The organism is Micromonospora sp. LOL_024 (assembly GCF_048060415.1).
Lineage (GTDB): Bacteria > Actinomycetota > Actinomycetes > Mycobacteriales > Micromonosporaceae > Micromonospora.
Genome location: NZ_JBHMIS010000001.1, coordinates 188,881 through 208,127, shown reverse-complemented (window position 1 = coordinate 208,127; position 19,247 = coordinate 188,881). Strand labels below are relative to the sequence as shown.

Below are 19,247 nucleotides of genomic sequence, written 5' to 3'. Positions count from 1 at the left end.
GCCTGCCGCCTGCCGTGGGTCTTCGCCGCAGTCGGCTCGTGGCCCGGATACCTCCCAGGAGGAACGCGGGCCACGAGCCGATCAGAGCGTGGGTCAGTCGGTGACCGTGACGGTCGCCTCGGTGATGCCTCGGCCGGCGGTCACCGTGGTGTCTCCGTTGCCGTAGCGCGACAGCGCCCGCAGCGTCCAGGTGCCCGGCGCGGCGAAGAACCGGAACTGGCCGGCCGGTGAGGTGACCACCTCGGCGGTGAACTCACCGGTCGAGTCGAGCAGCCGGACGTAGGCGCCCGGCACCGCATCGCCCTGCGCGGCGCGGACGACACCGGTGATGACGGTTTCCTTCTCCAGGTCGATACCGGCGGGCAGCGGAGCGGACTGGTCCGGGGCCGCGCAACCGGCGGCGACAGCAGCGCCTGCCGCGGTGGGTGCGGTCATCTCAGGCCTCCCCCGGCTCGTCGCCGAGCACCACCGGCACACCGATCAGCGAGCCGTACTCGGTCCAGGATCCGTCGTAGTTCTTCACGTTGGTGTGTCCGAGCAACTCCTGCAACACGAACCAGGTGTGCGAGGAACGCTCCCCGATCCGGCAGTAGGCGATGGTCTCCTTGCCGTCGTTCAGGCCGGCCTCGGCGTAAAGCATGCGCAGCTCGTCGTCGGACTTGAAGGTGCCGTCCTCGTTGGCCGCCTTCGACCACGGCACGCTGATCGCGGTCGGGATGTGACCGGCCCGCTGCGCCTGCTCCTGCGGCAGGTGGGCGGGGGCGAGCAGGCGACCCGCGTACTCGTCGGGGCTGCGCACGTCGACCAGGTTCTTGGTACCGATCGCGGCGACCACCTCGTCACGGAAAGCGCGGATCTTGGTGTCCTGCGCCTTGGCCACGTACCGGGTGGCGGGGCGGGACACCGCGTCGCGGACCAGCGGCCGGGCGTCCAGCTCCCACTTCTTGCGACCGCCGTCGAGCAGCTTGACGTCGCCGTGGCCGTAGAGCTTGAAGTACCAGAACGCGTAAGCGGCGAACCAGTTGTTGTTGCCGCCGTAGAGAACGACGGTGTCGTCGTTGCTGACGCCACGCTCGGAGAGCAGCGCCTCGAACTGCTCTTTGTTGACGAAGTCCCGGCGCACCGGGTCCTGAAGGTCGGTCTTCCAGTCCAGCTTGATAGCGCCGGCGATGTGGCCGGTGTCGTAGGCCGAGGTGTCCTCGTCGACCTCGACGAAGACAACGCCCGGGGCGTCGATGTTCTTCTCGGCCCAGTCGGCCGAGACGAGTGCGGTGTCGCGACTCATCAGATCACTCCCTGGTGAGGATGGATGGTGAGCCTGCGCGCGGAGTCGTTGGCTGGAGATGTCGCACCACGCGCGGGACCCATAGCTAGGAACGGATCACGGGTTTGTGCGACGGCGCCGCTGCCGGGCGTCCGGTGGGGTGCACCGGGGTGGAGGAACGCGAACCCGAGTGCCGATGGCCGCTAGGCGGCCCGAAACAGCCCCGCCGTCAGATGACGGAGCGACACAGGCAGGTGGCCACGCGACACAGGTCGATCGCGCGCCGTTTGGTGAGGAGCGTCCCCATGAGCAGTGACCCTACCAGCGATTCCAGACATCTCCACCGGGCCGACCAGCATCCGGGACGCCGACCTGCCGGTCAGCCGGCCGAGTTGATCGGTACGTCCCGTGCGTCGGCGGTCACCGTCAGCCCCTGCGGCTGGGGCCGGACCTCGCGGACGGTGAGCTGGAACGGCAACTCCGGCAGGGGTACGTCTACCGAGATGCTGCGGGCGAAGTTGTTCACCAGGGTACGGGCCAGCGGCAGGTTGGGCAGGTCCTCGGCGTCCAGGTCGTCGAACCGCAACGCGACCTGCCCCTGTTCGCCGACGACGATGTCGGCGGTGCCGGTGACCGTCAACCGCTCGCCGAGAATGTCCACCGGGGCGGTGACGGCGAGTTGCCCGTCCCGCTCGCCGAGGGTCAACCCTTCCCGGTCGAGCAGCGCGGTCAGGCTCTGGTAGCTCACGGTGCCGGTGCCGGTGACCGTCTCGGCCACCACGTCACCCTGGCCCGAACGCAGGGTGTCCAGCGAGGCCCGCACGTCGCGGGCGTCCACGTCCAGGCTGGGCAGCGCGACCACGCCGCCCTGCACCGAGCCCTGCACGTTCCGCAGCCGGATCGAGATGCGCTCGTACCGGCCGTCGATCACCTGGGTGAGGAAGGGGAAGCCGCCCACCTCCACCTCGGGCGGGGAGGACTGCGCACCCTGCTGGGCCACCTGCTGGCGGACCTCGTCGGCGATGGTGCGCTCGGCCACGTTGGCCGCCACCCGATCGGCGATGGCGATCAACCCGGCGAGGACGAGAAGCAGGACCAGGAACCCGATCAGCACCCTGCGTCCGCGTCGCCGCGGGCGCCGTCCGTACGTCTGCTCGTGCTCCACGCCGTCTCCTGTCTCGTCGCACCCGGTACGCCGCCGCCCTGCGGCGAACTGTCTCGTCGTACCCGCGGTCCCGATTTCTCAATCGTGCGTTGCCGGAGCAACCGGTCAGAGCACCAGCCGGCACATCAGGTACGCGACCGGCGCCGCCAGCGCGAAGCCGCCTAGCGGCCCCTGCACGTACCGCGCCGCCCAGACCGATGGCTGCTCGCCCGCCATCATCCGGCCGGCCTCGGCGTAGCTCACGGCGAGATCGGCCAGCACGGCGACCACCGCCGCGGCCAGGCCGATGATCGCGGCCCGGGTGGGGGTGAACGGAGTGACCAGGTAACCGCCGAGGAGCGCGCTGACCAGCGTGCCGGCCATCGCCCCGCCGACGACTCCCAGTGCCCCGCGGGGTACCTGGGGCGCGAGTCGCGGCCAGGCGGCGATGGCGTCGGCCACCCGGGCGACGGTGAGCGCGACGCCGGCCGCGCTGAGGCAGACGGCGATCGCCTGGGTGCCGGCGGGAATCCGGTTTAACACGATGAGCGTGGCGAGGGCCACCACCCCGAGCACGACGGTGGCGGTCGTCCGAAGCGAGTCGGTCACCCGGACCCGGTCCACCCGCCGGACCAGCTGGCCGAGCACTGCGGCGAGCACTCCGCCGAATGCGATGTAGAGCAGCGGTCCCAGGCGGGCATCGGCCGTGCGGATGGCCACCGTGTCGACCGCCAACGCGGCCACCGCGCCGACACCGATCACCACCGCCAGGGCCGGGGGCCGGGTGGCCATCGTCCAGGCGAACACGAACAGCAGCTGCACGGTGAGCACCACGATGGTGAAGGGCACCCGGTGCCCCGGCGCGGACGCCTGGGCACCGAGGACCAGGCCGACGCCGAGCAGCGCGGCGAAGCCGCCGATGGCGAGCGAGAGCTGCCGGCGCACCTCGACCGGCTCGGTCTCCTCCTCGGCGGCGTCCGGCCCGTCGTCGGCGCGGCGGGCCGTACCGCCTCGACGCAGCCGTCGTGGGCCACCGGGGCGCCGCTCGTCGGTCTCCGTGGCCGGGCCGGTACGCGGCGCTGGGCCGCCCGCGGCGGACGGGGCATCGGTCCACGGTTCGCGGCCGGTCTCGGGCGAGTTGGAGGCAAACACCTACCGATCGTGCCAGACCAATCGCAAATCGCGGGTGCCACGGTTTCGGCGACGTTAAAACCTGAGCCGCGATCAGGGGCAGATAGGGCAAACAGGAAGCTGTGTCGAGGCGCCACAGGGGTCATCGGTTAGGCTCAACGTCGAGACCCCGCCCGTCAGCGACGCCGGGACCCACGGAAGTTCCCAGTGCTACACCCGCCAGGGTGACGCTGGTCGCGTGCGGCCGCAACGGGCCGCCGGGACGGAGGTAATCGTGGAGATCCTGCTGTTGGTTACTGCACGGGCAGGCGAACCATCCGCAGTGCTGCCGGCGCTGGACCTGTTGCCGCACTCGGTCCGCACCGCCCCACGTGACGTCCGCACGCTTGTTGCCGGGCCGAGTCCGGACGCCGTGCTGGTCGACGCGCGCTCCGAGTTGAGCGAGGCCCGCGCCACCTGCCGGATGCTGCACGCGACCGGTCTCGGCGTGCCCCTCGTGGCGGTGGTGACCGAGGCCGGACTGATCGCGCTCAACGCCGACTGGGGCGTCGACGACGTCATCCTCGCCTCCGCAGGCCCGGCCGAGGTGGAGGCCCGACTGCGGCTCGCGGTCGGGCGGCTGAGCAACGCGACGGCCGGTGCCGGCGGCTCGATCCGGGCCGGTGAGCTGATGATCGATCCGGACACCTACGCCGCCAAGCTCAAAGGCCGCCCGCTCGACCTCACCTACAAGGAGTTCGAGCTGCTGAAGTTCCTCGCCCAGCACCCGGGGCGGGTGTTCACCCGCGACCAGTTGCTGCGCGAGGTGTGGGGCTACGACTACTTCGGTGGTACCCGGACGGTCGACGTACATGTCCGGCGCCTGCGGGCCAAGCTCGGCTCGGAGTACGAGTCGATGATCGGCACGGTTCGCCAGGTGGGTTACAAGTTCGTCGTACCCCCGTCGCGGACGCTGGCCGAGGCCACCGAGCACATCCCGATGCCGGTGCGGGCACTGTCCGTCGAGGTCTAGTTTTCCCATTTGCCCTTTTTGGGCAACTCGTGCGTCTTATGGTGACCGAGTTGGCCAGCAGAAGGGGCAGCGGTGGGCGACAACCAGGCCGGGGCGGGACGCGCACTCGGGATCATCACGCTAGTGGTGGCGGCGGTACTCGGCTCGACGTATGTGCTCGGGCGGAGCCTGGTGCCCGACGCGCCGCACGCGGGCTCCACCGTCACCGCGACCGGAGCCGACCATCCCGAGTACGCCGACCAACCCGAGTACGCCGACCAGTCCGCGCCCGACGACACCGATGCGAGCCAGGCACACGGTGCCGAGACGCCCGCGCCACAGTCCTCCGACGGAACGCCGCAGGACTCGAACACCGGCCCGATGGGCACCTGGGTGAACACCGGCACCACAGGGGTGGCGCTCACCTTCGACGACGGCCCCAACCCGGACTTCACCCCGCAGGTTCTGGCGATCCTCCGCCAGTACCGGGTCACGGCCACGTTCTGCGTGGTCGGCAAGAACGCCCAGGCGTACCCGTGGCTGGTCCAGCAGATCGTGGACGAGGGACACACGCTCTGCAACCACAGTTGGGATCACGACGTCACCCTGGGTGCCCGGTCGGCCGAATGGATCCAGGCCGACCTGCTACGGACCAGCGAGGCCATTCGCGCCGCGGCACCCGACGCGCCGATCGCCTGGTACCGGCAGCCCGGCGGCGCCTGGACCTACTCGGTCATCTCCGTCTCCCGCGACCTCGGCATGGCACCCCTGCACTGGACCCTGGACCCGTCCGACTGGCGCACGCCTGGCGCGAAGCGGATCGCCTCGTTGGTGGTCGACGGGGCACAGCCCGGGTCGATCGTCCTGTTGCACGACGCGGGCGGCGACCGGCAGGGCACGGTCGACGCCCTCCACCGCATCCTGCCGGAACTGACCAGCAGGTTCGACGTCCAGGCGCTGCCCAACCGGGGGCTGTGAGAGGCGCAGTGGCGACTGCCCTCATGCGTTCCGTGCCTCCCGGTTACGGTGGTGCGATGAGCAGCACCGAGGCGACCAGCGACCAGGTCAGCCGGGCCGATCGGCTCGGGCCGGCAGTGATCGCCGAGGTGTTGGCGCTCGCCCGGACGGCGGGCGACGCCGACGGCGCTGACCCGCTGGACGAACACGTCCTGCTCCGGTTGCGCGACGAGCACGCCCCGGCGACCCACCTGATCGCCCGCGGCGACGACGGCACCCTCACCGGCTACGCCCACCTCGACACCTCCGACCCGGGCGCCGGCGTCGGGGTGGAACTGGTGGTGCATCCGGCGTACCGGCGACGGGGCACCGGCCGGGCGTTGGCCCGGGGGGTGCTGGCGACCGCGACCGGACCGCTGCGGGCCTGGGCGCACGGCGACCACCCGTCGGCCGCCGCGCTCGCGGTGGATCTCGGCTTCGACCGCGCACGCGTCCTCTGGCAGCTGCGCCGGCAGCTCACCGCGCCGCTGGCCGAGCCTCGGCTGCCTGACGGGGTGACGCTGCGGGCCTTTCGCCCCGGCGACGACGACGCATGGCTGACAGTGAACGCCCGTGCCTTCGCCGACCACCCGGAGCAGGGCCGGTGGACCGCTGATGACCTGCACGCACGCCTCGGCGAACCCTGGTTCGACCCCGCCGGCTTCCTGCTCGCCGTCGACTCGGCGACCGACCGGCTGCTCGGCTACCACTGGACAAAGGTGCACGAACGACCCGGCTCGGCCCGCATCGGCGAGGTGTACGTGCTCGGGGTGGAGCCGTCCGCGCACGGCGGTGGGCTCGGCCGCGCGCTGACCACGGCAGGGCTGGCCCACCTACGCGATCGGCGTGGCCTGGACCGGGTGATGCTCTACGTGGACGAGTCGAACGCCGCCGCGCTGGCGCTCTACGAGCGGCTCGGCTTCGCCCGCTGGTCCGCCCACGTGAACTATCAGCTCGGCTGAGCAGCCGCAGGCCCGGCACCAGGTCACCTCAGGTAGAACCGTGGCTCGGCGCCGTCGGACAGATCGAGGTGCGGGGTGATCGGGGCGGCCGCGTCCCGGGTGGCCGCCGTCCGGGCCACCTCTGCCAGGCCGGCGCAGGCAGCCACCTCGTCGAGGGTGACCAGGGTCGGCGGCAGCATGGTCAGTTCACCGGCGGCGGCGCGCTGACCCGCGTCGGCGGGCCGGACCCAGAGGGTGTGGTCGGCCTCGCCGGAGACGTCCCGGGTCCGCTGCCCCTTCGGCAGCAGCGCCACGAAGAAGTACGTGTCGAACCGGCGCGGCTCGAACTCCGGGGTCACCCACCGGCTCCACGGCAGCAGCAGGTCCGAGCGGAGGGTGAGCTTCCGCCGGGCCAGCAGGTCGGCGAAGCCGGTTCGTCGCTGCTCCAGGTCGATCCGGGCGGCCTCCCATACGTCGTCGCTGACGTCGCCGACGACCTGGCCCGCGTCCGGCCCGGCGAGCAGTACCCCGGCCTCCTCGAAGACCTCACGGGCCGCCGCGCACACGACTGCCTGCGCCGCGGCCGGGGCCAGTCGCAGGCGTACGCCCCAGTCGGCCGGCGTCGGCCCCGCCCAGTCCAGGTGGGTGGTGGAGTCCGAGGGGTCCACGCCACCGCCCGGGAAGGCGTACATGCCGCCGAACGCCATCGCCGCGACCCGGCGGATCAGGTAGACCTCGAAGCCCACACCGGCCGGTCGGAGCAGCAGCACCGTGGCCGCCACCCGGGGCACCGCCGGCGCCTCGCCGGAACTCCGGAACCGCCGGGCGTGCTCCACCAGTGTGGGCGGCGCCGGGTAGCCGCGGTCGGTCGTCATGCGCCCGAGCCTAGTCCCGACCCGTGGATCCCCAGTACAGCCCGGTAATGATCTTCGGTAGCGTCGCACCATGACTCGTTGGGGCATTCTGGCCACCGGCCACATAGCCGCCCGCTTCGCCGAGGACCTCCGGCTGGTGCCGGGGGCCGAACTGGTAGCGGTCGGCTCACGGACCGCAGAGACCGCGGAGCGCTTCGCGCAGCGGCACGGCATACCGCGGGCGCACGCCTCTTGGGCGGACCTGGCCACGGACGCCGAGGTAGATGTGATCTACGTCGCCACTCCGCACGCCGCCCACCACGAGGCGGCGCTGACCTGCCTGACCGCCGGCCGGCCGGTGCTGCTGGAGAAGCCGTTCACCCTCGACCTGGCAACCAGCACCGAAGTCGTCGACACCGCCCGCGCCGCCGGGGTCTTCCTCATGGAGGCGATGTGGATGCGGTGCAACCCACTCGTCCTGCGGGTCGGGGAGTTGATCGCCGACGGCGCGATCGGCGAGCTGACCAGCGTCCAGGCCAGCTTCGGCGTCGCCGGGCCGTTTCCGCCCGAGCACCGGATGCGGGCCCGGGCGCTCGGCGGTGGCGCCCTGCTGGATCTGGGCGTCTACCCGGTGAGCCTGGCCCATCTGCTCCTCGGCGTGCCGCAGCACCTACGGGCGTGGGCCAAGCTGGGCCCGGAGGGCACGGACGAGAACACCGGCCTGGTCTTCGGGTACGACTCGGGGGCCGTCGCCACGCTGAGCTGCGGCATGGTCGGTGAGACCGGGTTGACCGCGTCGGTCACCGGCACCGCCGGGCGGATCGACCTTCCCGAGCCGTTCTTCCGGCCCGGCGGGTTCACGCTGCACCGGGCCGGCGCGGAGCCGGAGACGATCACGGAGGAGTTGGTCGGTTCCGGCTACCAGCACGAGGCCATCGAGGTGCAGCGCTGCCTCGCGGAGGGGCTCACCGAGAGCCCGCTGGTGCCGCACGCCGCGACCCTGGAGATCATGGCTCTGCTGGACGAGATCCGCGCGCAGATCGGAGTCTCCTACAGCTGACCCCTTCCCTACTCGGCCGCCGCCGACTCGTGCTCAGCGTGAGCAGGGCCCCTGTTAACGCCTAGCGTTAACAGGGGCCCTGCTCACCGCTCAGCCGAAGATGGGCCGGACCAGGAAGTACATCAGGGCCCCGATCGAACCGGCAGCCGGGAAGGTCAGGATCCAGGCCCCGATGATGTTGCCGGCCACCCCCCAGCGCACGGCCGAGAGCCGCTTGGTGGCACCGACTCCCATGATCGCTGAGGTGATCGTGTGGGTGGTCGAGATCGGGGCGCCGAGGACCAGCGCGTTGAAGTAGAGCACACCGCTGGCCACCGTCTCGGCCGCGAAGCCCTCCGGCGGGCGCAGGTCGATGATCTTCCGGCCGAGGGTCCGGATGATCCGCCAGCCACCGGCGTACGTGCCGGCTGCCAGCACGGCCGCGGAGGTCCAGAACGCCCACTCCGGGATGTAGGTGGCGTCGTCCTGGTAGCCGCCGACGAAGAGGGCGAGCACGACGATGCCGATGGTCTTGGCCGCGTCCTGCATTCCGTGGCCGACCGACATAGCCGCCGCCGAAAGGGTCTGGGCCCACCGGAAGCCCCGGTTCAGCTTGCCCGGGTGCCCCTTCCGGAAGATCCACTGCACGGCGATCATCACGACGTAGCCGAGGATGAAGCCGACCATCGGCGACAGGATCATCGGGATGATCACGTTCTGGCCGATGCCCGACCAGAGCACGGTGCCGGAGGCCGCGACGGTCGAGCCGACCAGGCCACCGATCAGCGCGTGCGAGGAGGACGAGGGCAGCCCGAAGTACCAGGTGATGATGTTCCAGGTGATCGCGCCGATCACGCCGGCGAAGACGATGCCAAGGCTGGACACACCGGTGGGCAGATCAACCAGGCCGCTGCCGACTGTCTTGGCGACCTCGGCGCCGAAGTGGGCGCCGATGAAGTTGCCGACCGCCGCCATGGCCAGCGCGACCCGGGGTGTCAGCGCACGGGTGGAGATGCTGGTCGCGATCGCGTTGGCGGCATCGTGGAAGCCGTTGGTGTAGTCGAACACCAGGGCCACCCCGATCACCGCCAGCACCGCGATGAGCTCGGGACTCACAGGATCAGGACTCCTTGACCGCGATGGTCTCGACGGTGTTGGCCACGTGCTCGAAGGCGTCGCAGGCGGCCTCCAACTCGTCGGCGACCTCCTTCATCTTCAGCACGGTGAGCGCGTCGTACTCGCCGGAGAAGAGCCGGACCAGCAGCATCCGGTACGCCTGGTCGCCGTCGTTCTCCAGCCGGTTGATCTCGATCCAGTAGTCCTCGAGGTCCTTCATCGACTTCAGCCGGGGCATCGTGTCGGCGGTCAGTTTCGCCTGCTGGTCGAGCACGTGCACCAGCTCGTGCATCTCCCGGGGCAGCGACGGCAGCTTGGTCAGCCCGTAGAGGTAGAGCAGGTTGCCCACCGCCTCCAGGTGGTCCATGACGTCGTCGAGCAACGAGCCGAGACGGTAGATGTCCTCACGGTCGAACGGGGTGATGAAGGTCGAGTTGATCTTTTTGAACAACTCGTGGGTGATCTGGTCGCTGTCGTGCTCCACCTCGGTGAGCCGCTCGCTGACCGACTGCACCTCGACGTCGGGCAGAGACAGCTCGTTGAGCAGCGCGGTACCCCGGACCAGGTTCTGCGCGGCCCTGGTGAAGAGCTCGTAGAAAGCGCCCTCGTTGGGGCGGAATGAAAACCTCACAGCGCGGACCTCGTCGTGTCGGTGGAAGGGGTGGCAGCGCCGCTCCGGCGTCCTGCTCAGGGAATGCTAGGTAACCGTCGGATCGGCGATTCGGCGGCCCACCCCTGGCCAAGTGCCATTCACCGATCGTTCAACTTTTGTTCATCTAGCGGCCTGCGGTTCCCAACAGCCGCTCCCGCTCCCGTCCGATGTCGAAGTCCGCCGGCGGATACCCCAGATCAAGAGTGTCGAACGTCTCACGCAGCAGGTGCGCCACCGCCCAGTCCCGGTACCACTTCCGGTCCGCCGGCACCACGTGCCACGGCGCGACGTCCGTGCTGCACCGACCGAGTAGATCGGCGTACGCGGCCTGGTAGTCGTCCCAGCGGGCCCGGGCGTCGACGTCGGAGGGGTGGTACTTCCAGTGCCGGGTCGGGTCGTCCAGGCGGGCCAGCAGCCGCTCGGCCTGCTCCACCTTCGAGATGTGCAGAAAGACCTTGACCAGGACCACCCCGGCAGCGGTCAACTCCCTCTCGAAGTCGTCGATCTCGGCGTACCTCGGTCGCCAGAGGTGCTCCGGTGCCCGCTCCTGGACGCGAGGCACCAACACGTCCTCGTAGTGCGATCGGTTGAAGACACCCAGCTGACCCGCCGGGGGCAGGGCGCGGCGGATCCGCCACAGGAAGTGGTGCCGCAGCTCCTCGGCGCTCGGCGGGCCGAAGGCTCGGATGTGTACGCCGAGCGGGTTCATCGCACCGACCACCCGCTTGATCGTGCCGTCCTTGCCGCCGCAGTCCATCGCCTGCAACACCAGCAGCACCCGCCGCCGGGCGTCCGGATCGGCCTTCGCGCCGGCAAAGAGCATCTCCTGCTGGCGAGCCAGACCTCGACCCACCAGCTCGACCTGCCGGCGGGCCCAGCCCTTGCGCTCCGGCCCGGTCAGCTGCGCGTCGGGCAGCCCCGGCGTCGAGCGGGGATCGATCGCCTGAAGGTCCACTGGTCCACCGGGCGCGGCCCGGAGCACGTCACGTAACGCGCCATCGGTCGGCGCCAGAACGTCGAGTTCACAGTTGTCCACCATCGGAGCATCATCGCCCGCAGGCCGCCGGGCCGCGCGTCGGCGTCGGGAGACAGCGGTCGCGCCGCCCGATGGCGGCTCAGACCACCAGGGCCAGCCACTTGCGGTACGACGTCGCGAACGGCTCGGTGCCATCACCGAGCGCGCCGCACAACCACTGTGCCGCCGCCTCGGCCGCCGCCACCAACTCGTCCGGGTAGCCGAAGCGGTTCCGGTGCTCGGCGAACTCGTCCTCGTCGCGCAACTCGACCAGGCCGGTTTCGCGACGACGGACCACGTCCAGATCCAGGTCGATCAGGTACACCGTGTCGTCGCCCTCCCACCGGGCCGGGCTGGCGATGTCGCAGTAGACCTCGCTGGTGCGCGGTGGCGGGTTGAACATGCCGGTCCACCAGGCGTGGTGTGGCACCAGCAACACGAAGGGAATCTGCTCCACGGAGGGCCGGCCGTGGTAGACCGAACTGGTGCCGGCCGACACGCCGAGCCACACACCTAGGTCGTCCTCGGTCAGGCGACGGGCCGGGTAGTCGCGGTGGGCGCTGCCGTCGTACTTGCGGTAGATCACACGGACCATGTCGCTCGGCATGAGTCGCACCCTAGCCGATTCCGCCCATGCGTCACCGTCGGGAAATACCGGGCGCCGGAGGCGGTATTCCGTACCGTGACGTCGAAACACGGCCGTTCGGTACGGACGGCGTCGGGGCCGGCGGGTACCGTGCCACGGTGACCCCGCCCCGCACCGCCACCGACTCCGGCGCCATCCGTGACAAGGCCCGACGGCGGGGCGACCGGCCGGGCGGAGCCGAGCTGCTGGCCGCCGCGGTCGGCGCGGTGCCCGGCGGCACGGCCCGACCGGGCCAACAGCAGATGACCGCGGCCATCGAGGAGTGCGTCGCCGCCCGTGAGCACCTGCTGGTGCAGGCCGGCACCGGCACCGGCAAGTCCCTGGCGTACCTCGCCCCGGCGTTGACGGTCGACGGCCCGGTGGTGGTCTCCACCGCCACCCTGGCGTTGCAGTCCCAACTGATCGAGCACGACCTGCCCCGGCTGGCCGACGCCGTCGAACCGGTTCTCGGGCGGCGGCCGACGTTCGCGGTGCTCAAGGGGCGGCACCACTACCTCTGCCTGGCCCGGCTGGAGAATTCCTCGGAGGACGAGCCGGAGGACACCCTCTTCGACGCCCCGGTCCAGCGTCCCGGCGGCGGCACCCGTTGGCTCGGAGAGGCCGGCCGGCTCGGCAGGCAGATCCAGCGGATGCGGGACTGGGCCCAGGACACCGACACCGGTGACCGCGACGAGCTGGACCCGGGCGTCGACGACCAGTCCTGGCGGCTGGTCTCCATGCCCGCCCGGGAGTGCGTCGGTGCCAACCGCTGCCCGTTCGGCCAGGAGTGCTTCGCGGAGGCTTCCCGGGCCCGGGCACGGGAAGCCGACATCGTCGTCACCAATCACAGCCTGCTCGCGGTCGACATGCTCGCCGGGCGACACATCGTCCCGCCGCACCGGCTGCTCGTCGTCGACGAGGCACACGAGCTGGCCGACCGGGTCTCCTCGGCGGCCCAGGCGGAGCTGACCCCGGAGCTGATCGACCGGTCCGCCCGGCGGGCCCGCCCGCTGCTGCGGCCGGAGGCGGCCGAGACGTTGACCGCGTCCGGCGACGCTCTCGCGGTCGGGCTGGCCGAGGCACCGGTCGGACGGATCACCGACGGCCTGCCGGCCGCGCTGCGGGAATCATGCACGCTGCTGGACGCCGCGACCCGCGCCGCTCTGGACAGCATCGGGGACATCAAGGCCGACGACCCGGATCCGGTACGCAAACAGCAGGCCAAAACCGTTCTCGACGAGCTCTCGACCACCGCCCAGCGGCTGCTGGAGGAGGCAGAGCACGACGTGGCCTGGGTGGAGCGCAACGACGCCACCGGACGACGGGCGCTGGTGGTGGCGCCGCTCTCGGTCGCCGGCACCCTCGCCACCCACCTCTTCGACGAGCGGACCGTGGTGGCCACGTCGGCCACGCTCGCGCTGGGCGGCCGGTTCGACACGGTGGCCCGGGCGCTGGGCCTCGACGCGCCCCCGCCCACCCCGCCATCTCCGGCCGCCGCCGCCCTCGCGGGCAGGACCCGGGGTGCCGCCGGGGCCACCGACCTGGCGACCCGGGCCGCCGGGACGGGCCCGACCCATTCGGCGAGCGAGATTCCGGCCATGCCGGCGGGCGACGTTGGCGGGCTCGCCGATTCCGGCCTCGGCTGGCGGTCGTTGGATGTCGGCTCGCCGTTCGACTACCCCCGCCAGGGAATCCTCTACGTGGCCGCGCACCTGCCCCGCCCCGGGGTTTCCGGGCTGCCCGAGGCCGCCGGGGCGGAGCTGCTCAAGCTGGTCACCGCGCTCGGCGGCCGTACGCTCGGGCTTTTCTCCTCTCGGCGGGCCGCCCAGCAGGCCGCGGAGCTGGTCCGCGACCGGACGGATCTGCCGGTGCTGCTCCAGGGCGAGGAGTCCCTGCCGCTGCTGGTCCGGCGGTTTCGCCAAGAGCGGTCGAGCTGCCTCTTCGGCGTGATGTCGCTGTGGCAGGGCGTCGACGTGCCGGGCGACGCGTGCCAGCTGGTGGTGATCGACCGGCTACCCTTCCCGCGGCCCGACGAGCCACTCGCCGCAGCACGGGCGGCGGCAGTCGACGCCCAGGGCGGCTCGGGATTCGCCGCCGTCAGCGTCCCGATCGCGGCCGTACGCCTGGCCCAGGGGGTGGGCCGGTTGATCCGGGCGTCCGGTGACCGGGGGGTGGTGGCGGTGCTCGACTCCCGGCTGGAGACGGCCCGCAGCTACGGCCCGTTCCTGCGCCGCTCGCTGCCCCCGTTCTGGTACACCACCCGTCCAGAAGTGGTCCAGGGCGCCCTGACCCGCCTCGCCACCGGTTGAGCCGCCCACCGGACAGTAGGGCCCGTCCACCACATTGCCCCGCCGGCCAGCGCGCCAACCCCGGTGACCACCGCCAGCGCGTCGGGAGCGACACGGTAGCGTCTGCGGCGTGACAGCCGACCCGAACCTCGACGCCGGCCTGCCCATCCGATTGCTACACGACCGGGTGCTGGTGCGGATGGAGGGTAGCGACGGCGAGCGACGATCCAGCGCCGGCATCGTCATCCCCGCCACCGCAGCCGTGGGCAAGCGCCTCGCGTGGGCCACCGCAGTGGGTGTCGGCCCGAACGTACGCTCCATCGTCTTCGGCGACCGGGTGCTCTTCGACCCCGACGACCGCTCCGAGGTCGAGTTGCACGGTCGCGGCTACGTGTTGCTGCGCGAGCGTGACGTGCACGCGGTGGCCGCCGAGCGGGTCGAGGAGAACGCCACCGGGCTCTACCTCTGAGCCCGCACCACCCTGAGCCCTGAGCCCCCACCACCGGTGCCCGTACCGAACGCGCCGTTTGCCTCGCTCCCCGGCGGGAAGCCAGCCGCACCACCGGCCCTGGGGAGGGGCGATGCCGGTATTCGTGAAGAAGGTACTGACCTGGGGAAGCCTCGCGTTCCTGATCTACTTCATGGCGTTCCGCCCGGACGGCGCCGCACAGATGTTCAAGGCGATCGGTGCGGCGCTGATGATGATGGCTCAGGGACTCGGCGATTTCCTCACCAGCCTGATGAGCTGACTCTTTGCCGTTGGCCGGCCGTTCAGGACCGGGCGGTCGACGATGGGCGGGGGTCAACCGTGGCCGGGCGGCCAGGGTGCGCCGGGACGAGGACCGGGCCAGCCGGGCGGGCCGTAGCCAGCGGGAAACGGCGGCGGGGCCGACGGGGCCAGCACCACCGGGATCGGGACCACCGGCTCGTCCGGCTCCTGCACCGACCGCTGCGACCCGTCGGGGAAGCGCAGGTGGTAGCGGTGCCCGTCCCAGACTCCGACCGGGGACTGCGGGTCCCGACCCACGAAGTACGACCGGTACGCGAGGATCGAGGCCAACAACTGCTGTTCCTCCCGCACCGTCCGTTCACGGTCAGCGGGGCGACGGTCCAGCCCCCGCGTCGCACCGTCCCGCAGCAGGGCCAGCCGGGTAGCCGCGAACTGGTAGCCGCGCATCGCCCGTAGGCCGGCATCGCCAGCCACCCGCCGGGCCCACGCCCGGGCCGCGTGCCGCCGGCCGAGGCTGCTCAGCGCCGCCACCTCGGGCGGGGTGAGCCAGCCGGCCCGCACGTAGTCCGGCAGCGTCCGCTCGGTGAGTCGCCCCTCCCAGGCCCGCAGCCAGACCGCCAGCCCCACCATGCCGAAGAAGATCGGCACCATCACGCCGACGAAGCCGAAGAGTGAGATCAGTACCTCGCCGGTGGCCTGGGTCAACGTCGGCAGCAGGTTCCACGCACCGTGCAACATCATCGCCAGCAGCAGACCGGCGACCGGAGCGAAGAACCGTGTCCGACGGTCCGCCGACCGCGCCGCGATACCCAGCCCGATACCGGCCATCGAGGTGAACAGCGGATGGGCGAACCCGAAAAGCAGAATCCGGACGATGAAGATGGCGATGACCTGTTGCGCCCCGGTTGCCGGGCCGTACTGTTCGACGCCCGTGGCATACCCGTACCCACCCAGGTAGAGGATGTTCTCCACCATCGCGAAGCCGATCGCGGAGAGCCCGCAGTAGACCAGGCCGTCGGTGATGCCGGACCACTCCCGTCGCCGGAAGATCAGCAGCAGGACCGGACCGAAGGTCTTGGTCAGCTCCTCGATGAACGGCGCGACCAGCACCGCCGTGAGCGCTACCGGCAGTCCCTGGTCCTCGAACCAGTCGGCGGCGGTCTCGTTGACCGTCAGCGACGCGGCCGTGGAGACAAAGGCACCCCAGGCGAAGCAGAAGACCAGATACTTCAGTGGCTCGGGTTCGTAGCGGTCGAGCCAGAGGAAACAGGCCACCAGTACCGGCACCGGCAGGATCGCGGCGGCGGTGCCGATCAGCAGCGCTTCGGGGCCGAGGTTGGTGCCGAGCGTGAAGAGCATGAAGATCGCGCAGCCGGCGATCAGCAGGATCACCCCGACCAGCACCAGCACTCGCCGCCAACTGAGCCGGCGACGTGGCATTCCTGGCATGCCGGCGCCCGTGCCTGGCATGGCGGGCACGGGCGGCGACGGCGGCAGGGATCCGCCGGGCGGGGTGTCGACCATGCGGTCAGCGTAGTCACCTGCGGACCGCCCGGCCGGGCGCATCCGCCGCCCTGGTCGCCTCAGCCGACCGGTGGGGCGGTGGCCGGCTCGACCGCCGGCTCCGGCCCGGCCGGTGCGCCCGGCCGCTCCAGGTCACCGAAGGACCGCCGCACCAGCCGGTTCGCCTCCTCCTGGCTGATTCCCGAGGCCACCAGCAGGTCGCTGGCGGTGGTACGCACCTGGGCGACCACCACACTCCCGGAGAACCCGACCCCCTCGCCGTACGCCCGGCCGGCCTCGCTGACCGCGCGCAGCGACCGTTCCCGGGCCTGCTCGGGCTCCTCACCCTGGGCGAACTCCTTCTGCAGCAGCCGTACCGACTCGGCGAGGTGGGCGACCGCGACGGACATCGGGTCCGGAATCGGCTCGTAGTCCTCGACCAGGGTGACCGCCCGACGGATCAACGTGCCGCTGTTGCGCATCGCCCGGTCGATCGGGTCGGCCGCCTCCGCGTAGTGGGTCAGTTCGCTGCGCCGGTGCCAGCGCGCCGGGGAGAGCAGCGCGGTCTCCTTGGCCCCCTCGATCGCCTCGGCGAAGGTGCTCAGCTCCTGCTTGTTGTTGCGCAGCCGGTCCAGCGCCTGCTGGATCTTGTCCCGGTCCCGGTCCCGCAGCCCGTCGGCGGTGTCGTCGAGCTGCGTGGCGAGCAGTTCCAGCGCCGGACGGGCGGCCCGGTTCAGCACCCGGAGCGGATTGAGTGGCAGCAGTAACGCGGTGACCAGCAACGCGATGCTTCCACCGACGAGCGCGTCGATGAACCGGGGTATCTCCAGGTCCTCGACCGACGGGCTGAGCGTCATGATCAGCACTGCGGTCGCTGCGGCCTGTATGACGATGGCGACGCTGCCCCCGGCGAAGACGGTCAGCACGATGGCGGAGGTGACGACGAGCGCGAGCTGCCACGGCCCGGTACCGAGGACGTAGACCAGCACGTCGCCGACGAAGACCCCGACACCCACCCCGAGGATCAGCTCGATGGTCCGGCGGAACCGTTGGCCGACCGAGACGGCAAGCGTGCCGACGGCGGAGATCGGGGCGAAGACCGGTTGCGGGTTACCCAGCAGTTCGTGTGCGGCCACCCAGGCCAGGCCGGCCGCGAGACCTGCCTGGGCGGCCAGGCCCAACGACAGCCGTACCCGGTGCAGCCGGTCGCGCAGAGTGGCCTTGCCCCGATGGTGCAGTTGCGCCACGGTCTCGGCGATGCGGGCCATGTCAACGTCCGACCGGCTTTCGCGCCTGCCGTTCCGGCGTAGCAACCGAAATCGTCGGCTCCGGGCCTCCGCCATGGCCGCGACTACCCGTCGCACGCCGGGACAATCCTTGCCGGAGCGGCACATCCTGCCGTCCGGTTCAGGAATCGGTCCTGGCGGTGCCCCGCAGCCGATGGGGCAGGCCTAGTGGTCGCGGTCGAAGCCGCCCCGGCGTGCGCCCAGCGCCTTACCCGGGGTGGCGACCCAGGTTGATGATCAGCGACGACCGGTCGTAGCCTCGGCCGCATGGCCACCTCCGCACTCCTCGACGACCTGCGTGCCGCCCTCGGGTCGGAGGCGGTCCTCACCGATCCGGATCTGCTCGGTGCGCATGAGCGGGACGAGGCCGACCTGTGCGCCGCCGGAACGCCACTGGTGGTGACCCGGCCGCGCGCCACCGAGGAGGTCGTCGCGGTGCTCCGGGCGGCCACCCGGCACGGCGTACCGGTGGTGCCGCAGGGCGCGCGCACCGGCCTGGCGGGCGCGGCGAACGCCGTCGACGGCGCCGTGGTGATCAGCACCGCCGCGATGGACGCGATCCTGGAGATCGATCCGGTGAGCCGGATCGCGGTGGTCCAGCCTGGGGTGGTCAACGCCGCTCTCAGCGCCGCGGTGGGCCGGCAGGGCCTGTGGTACCCGCCGGACCCCGGCTCGTGGGAGTCGTCCACGATCGGCGGCAACGTCGCCACCAACGCGGGCGGCATGTGCTGCGTGAAGTACGGCGTCACCACCGAGTACGTGCTCGGCCTGGAGGTGGTGCTCGCCTCCGGTGAGGTCCTGCGCACCGGCCGGCGTACGGCCAAGGGGGTGGCCGGGTACGACCTGACCCGGCTCTTCGTCGGCTCCGAGGGCACCCTCGGAGTGATCACCGAGGTGACCGTGGCACTGCGCCCCGCACCGGCGGAGTCACTGACCCTGGTGGCCGTCTTCGGTTCCACCGCCGCCGCGGGTGAGGCGGTGGCCCGGATCTCCGCCCAGGGCCTCTCCCCCAGCCTGCTCGAACTGATCGACCGTACCCACCTGCTGGCGATCGAGGCGTACCGGCCGATGGGACTGCGGACCGATGCCGAGGCGCTGCTGCTGGCCGCGGCAGACACCGGCGCACGGGCGACGGTTGACCTTGCCGAGATCGCGGCGGTCTGCGAGACGGCCGGCGCCGAGGAGGTGTACGCGGCCACCGACGCGGTGGAGGCCGCCGCCCTGTTGCAGGCCCGGCGGCTGGCCCATCCTGCCATGGAGAAGTACGCCTCCGACGCGTACCCGGGTGGCAACGGCGGCCTGATCATCGACGACCTGGCGGTACCTCGGGGGGCATTAGCGGCGCTGCTCGACGGGGTGGCCCGGATCGCGACCGAGTGCGGGGTGCCGATCGGCGTCGTCGGTCACGCCGGTGACGGCAACATGCACCCCAACATCGTGGTCGACCGGGCCGACCCGGCCAGCCTGGAGCGGGGCCGGCGTGCCTTCGACGAGATCATGCGGCTCGGTCTGGACCTCGGCGGCACCTGCACCGGCGAGCACGGCGTCGGCCTGCTCAAGCGGGACTGGCTGGCCCGGGAGATCGGCCCGGTGGGCGTCCGCGTGCACCATGCGATCAAGGCTGCCCTGGACCCGACCGGCCTGCTCAACCCCGGCAAGGTGCTCTGAGCCG

The 19,247-nt window shown here is 71.4% G+C and carries 19 protein-coding genes and 2 pseudogenes; 9 read left to right on the top strand and 12 right to left on the bottom strand.

The features are described 5' to 3' along the window. Nucleotides 1-93: 93 nt before the first annotated feature. From ACFHWY_RS00975 to ACFHWY_RS00955, 5 genes are all read right to left on the bottom strand, one after another. Entirely contained in the window at nucleotides 94-435 is a 342-nt protein-coding gene (locus ACFHWY_RS00975) for a DUF1416 domain-containing protein (RefSeq protein WP_416578151.1), read from the bottom strand. A 1-nt stretch (nucleotide 436) separates the two neighbouring features. Continuing rightward, nucleotides 437-1,285, bottom strand: a complete 849-nt coding sequence (locus tag ACFHWY_RS00970) for a sulfurtransferase (protein WP_416578150.1) — start codon at nucleotides 1,283-1,285, stop codon at nucleotides 437-439. Nucleotides 1,286-1,493: 208 nt separating this feature from the next. Next, nucleotides 1,494-1,571 carry an Ms5788A family Cys-rich leader peptide gene (locus ACFHWY_RS00965; RefSeq protein WP_416578645.1) on the bottom strand — a complete coding sequence of 26 codons (78 nt, stop codon included), beginning with the start codon at nucleotides 1,569-1,571 and terminating at the stop codon, nucleotides 1,494-1,496. A gap of 72 nt (nucleotides 1,572-1,643) precedes the next feature. Beyond that, nucleotides 1,644-2,429, bottom strand: coding sequence for a DUF2993 domain-containing protein (locus tag ACFHWY_RS00960; RefSeq protein WP_416578149.1), 786 nt, complete (start codon nucleotides 2,427-2,429; stop codon nucleotides 1,644-1,646). A 105-nt stretch (nucleotides 2,430-2,534) separates the two neighbouring features. Further along, a complete protein-coding gene (locus ACFHWY_RS00955; RefSeq protein ID WP_416578148.1) occupies nucleotides 2,535-3,560 on the bottom strand; it encodes a hypothetical protein in 1,026 nt (341 codons plus the stop codon). A gap of 253 nt (nucleotides 3,561-3,813) precedes the next feature. Between ACFHWY_RS00955 and ACFHWY_RS00950 the strand changes: the two genes are divergently transcribed. The 3 genes from ACFHWY_RS00950 (at nucleotide 3,814) to mshD (ending at nucleotide 6,488) form a co-directional block, all read left to right on the top strand. Next, nucleotides 3,814-4,551, top strand: a complete 738-nt coding sequence (locus ACFHWY_RS00950; RefSeq protein ID WP_416578147.1) for a winged helix-turn-helix transcriptional regulator — start codon at nucleotides 3,814-3,816, stop codon at nucleotides 4,549-4,551. A gap of 72 nt (nucleotides 4,552-4,623) precedes the next feature. Continuing rightward, a complete protein-coding gene (locus ACFHWY_RS00945; protein WP_416578146.1) occupies nucleotides 4,624-5,508 on the top strand; it encodes a polysaccharide deacetylase family protein in 885 nt (294 codons plus the stop codon). Nucleotides 5,509-5,564: 56 nt separating this feature from the next. Then, complete coding sequence (gene mshD / locus ACFHWY_RS00940) at nucleotides 5,565-6,488, top strand: mycothiol synthase (RefSeq protein WP_416578145.1); 924 nt, start codon at nucleotides 5,565-5,567, stop codon at nucleotides 6,486-6,488. A 23-nt stretch (nucleotides 6,489-6,511) separates the two neighbouring features. Here the strand turns inward: mshD and ACFHWY_RS00935 are convergent, their stop codons facing one another. Then, on the bottom strand, nucleotides 6,512-7,342 hold the full coding sequence (locus tag ACFHWY_RS00935) for an NUDIX hydrolase (RefSeq protein ID WP_416578144.1): 831 nt from the start codon (nucleotides 7,340-7,342) through the stop codon (nucleotides 6,512-6,514). 70 nt (nucleotides 7,343-7,412) lie between these two features. Here ACFHWY_RS00935 and ACFHWY_RS00930 point away from each other — a divergent pair, with 70 nt between their 5' ends. After that, nucleotides 7,413-8,381: a Gfo/Idh/MocA family protein gene (locus tag ACFHWY_RS00930; RefSeq protein ID WP_416578143.1), complete on the top strand. Its 969-nt coding sequence runs from the start codon at nucleotides 7,413-7,415 to the stop codon at nucleotides 8,379-8,381. 90 nt (nucleotides 8,382-8,471) lie between these two features. On the opposite strand, the gene ACFHWY_RS00925 is transcribed toward ACFHWY_RS00930, so the two are convergent. The 4 genes from ACFHWY_RS00925 to ACFHWY_RS00910 all read right to left on the bottom strand — a co-directional run bounded on the left by ACFHWY_RS00925 (nucleotide 8,472) and on the right by ACFHWY_RS00910 (nucleotide 11,750). Next, complete coding sequence (locus ACFHWY_RS00925; RefSeq protein WP_416578142.1) at nucleotides 8,472-9,476, bottom strand: anion permease; 1,005 nt, start codon at nucleotides 9,474-9,476, stop codon at nucleotides 8,472-8,474. 4 nt (nucleotides 9,477-9,480) lie between these two features. Continuing rightward, nucleotides 9,481-10,107, bottom strand: coding sequence for a DUF47 domain-containing protein (locus ACFHWY_RS00920; protein ID WP_416578141.1), 627 nt, complete (start codon nucleotides 10,105-10,107; stop codon nucleotides 9,481-9,483). 145 nt (nucleotides 10,108-10,252) lie between these two features. Further along, nucleotides 10,253-11,167, bottom strand: coding sequence for a PPK2 family polyphosphate kinase (locus ACFHWY_RS00915; protein WP_416578140.1), 915 nt, complete (start codon nucleotides 11,165-11,167; stop codon nucleotides 10,253-10,255). A 76-nt stretch (nucleotides 11,168-11,243) separates the two neighbouring features. Beyond that, the gene (locus tag ACFHWY_RS00910) at nucleotides 11,244-11,750 is read right to left on the bottom strand and encodes a DUF402 domain-containing protein (RefSeq protein ID WP_416578139.1); all 507 of its coding nucleotides are present in this window, start codon (nucleotides 11,748-11,750) and stop codon (nucleotides 11,244-11,246) included. Between the two features lie 137 nt (nucleotides 11,751-11,887). On the opposite strand from ACFHWY_RS00910, the pseudogene ACFHWY_RS00905 reads away from it, so the two are divergent. From ACFHWY_RS00905 to ACFHWY_RS00890, 4 genes and pseudogenes are all read left to right on the top strand, one after another. Then, a pseudogene (locus ACFHWY_RS00905) lies at nucleotides 11,888-13,249 on the top strand (ATP-dependent DNA helicase); the annotation flags it as partial. Between the two features lie 144 nt (nucleotides 13,250-13,393). Then, nucleotides 13,394-14,077: pseudogene (locus tag ACFHWY_RS00900) on the top strand (ATP-dependent DNA helicase); the annotation flags it as partial. A 109-nt stretch (nucleotides 14,078-14,186) separates the two neighbouring features. Continuing rightward, nucleotides 14,187-14,525: a GroES family chaperonin gene (locus tag ACFHWY_RS00895; protein ID WP_416578138.1), complete on the top strand. Its 339-nt coding sequence runs from the start codon at nucleotides 14,187-14,189 to the stop codon at nucleotides 14,523-14,525. A gap of 112 nt (nucleotides 14,526-14,637) precedes the next feature. Further along, nucleotides 14,638-14,805, top strand: a complete 168-nt coding sequence (locus tag ACFHWY_RS00890) for a hypothetical protein (protein WP_170147628.1) — start codon at nucleotides 14,638-14,640, stop codon at nucleotides 14,803-14,805. A 53-nt stretch (nucleotides 14,806-14,858) separates the two neighbouring features. Here the strand turns inward: ACFHWY_RS00890 and ACFHWY_RS00885 are convergent, their stop codons facing one another. Continuing rightward, a complete protein-coding gene (locus tag ACFHWY_RS00885; RefSeq protein ID WP_416578137.1) occupies nucleotides 14,859-16,352 on the bottom strand; it encodes a PrsW family intramembrane metalloprotease in 1,494 nt (497 codons plus the stop codon). A 17-nt stretch (nucleotides 16,353-16,369) separates the two neighbouring features. After that, nucleotides 16,370-17,557 (bottom strand): FUSC family protein, encoded by a 1,188-nt coding sequence (locus tag ACFHWY_RS00880; RefSeq protein ID WP_416578136.1) that lies wholly within the window; start codon nucleotides 17,555-17,557, stop codon nucleotides 16,370-16,372. A gap of 285 nt (nucleotides 17,558-17,842) precedes the next feature. On the opposite strand from ACFHWY_RS00880, the gene ACFHWY_RS00875 reads away from it, so the two are divergent. Continuing rightward, the gene (locus ACFHWY_RS00875) at nucleotides 17,843-19,243 is read left to right on the top strand and encodes an FAD-binding oxidoreductase (protein ID WP_416578135.1); all 1,401 of its coding nucleotides are present in this window, start codon (nucleotides 17,843-17,845) and stop codon (nucleotides 19,241-19,243) included. Nucleotides 19,244-19,247: the final 4 nt, after the last annotated feature.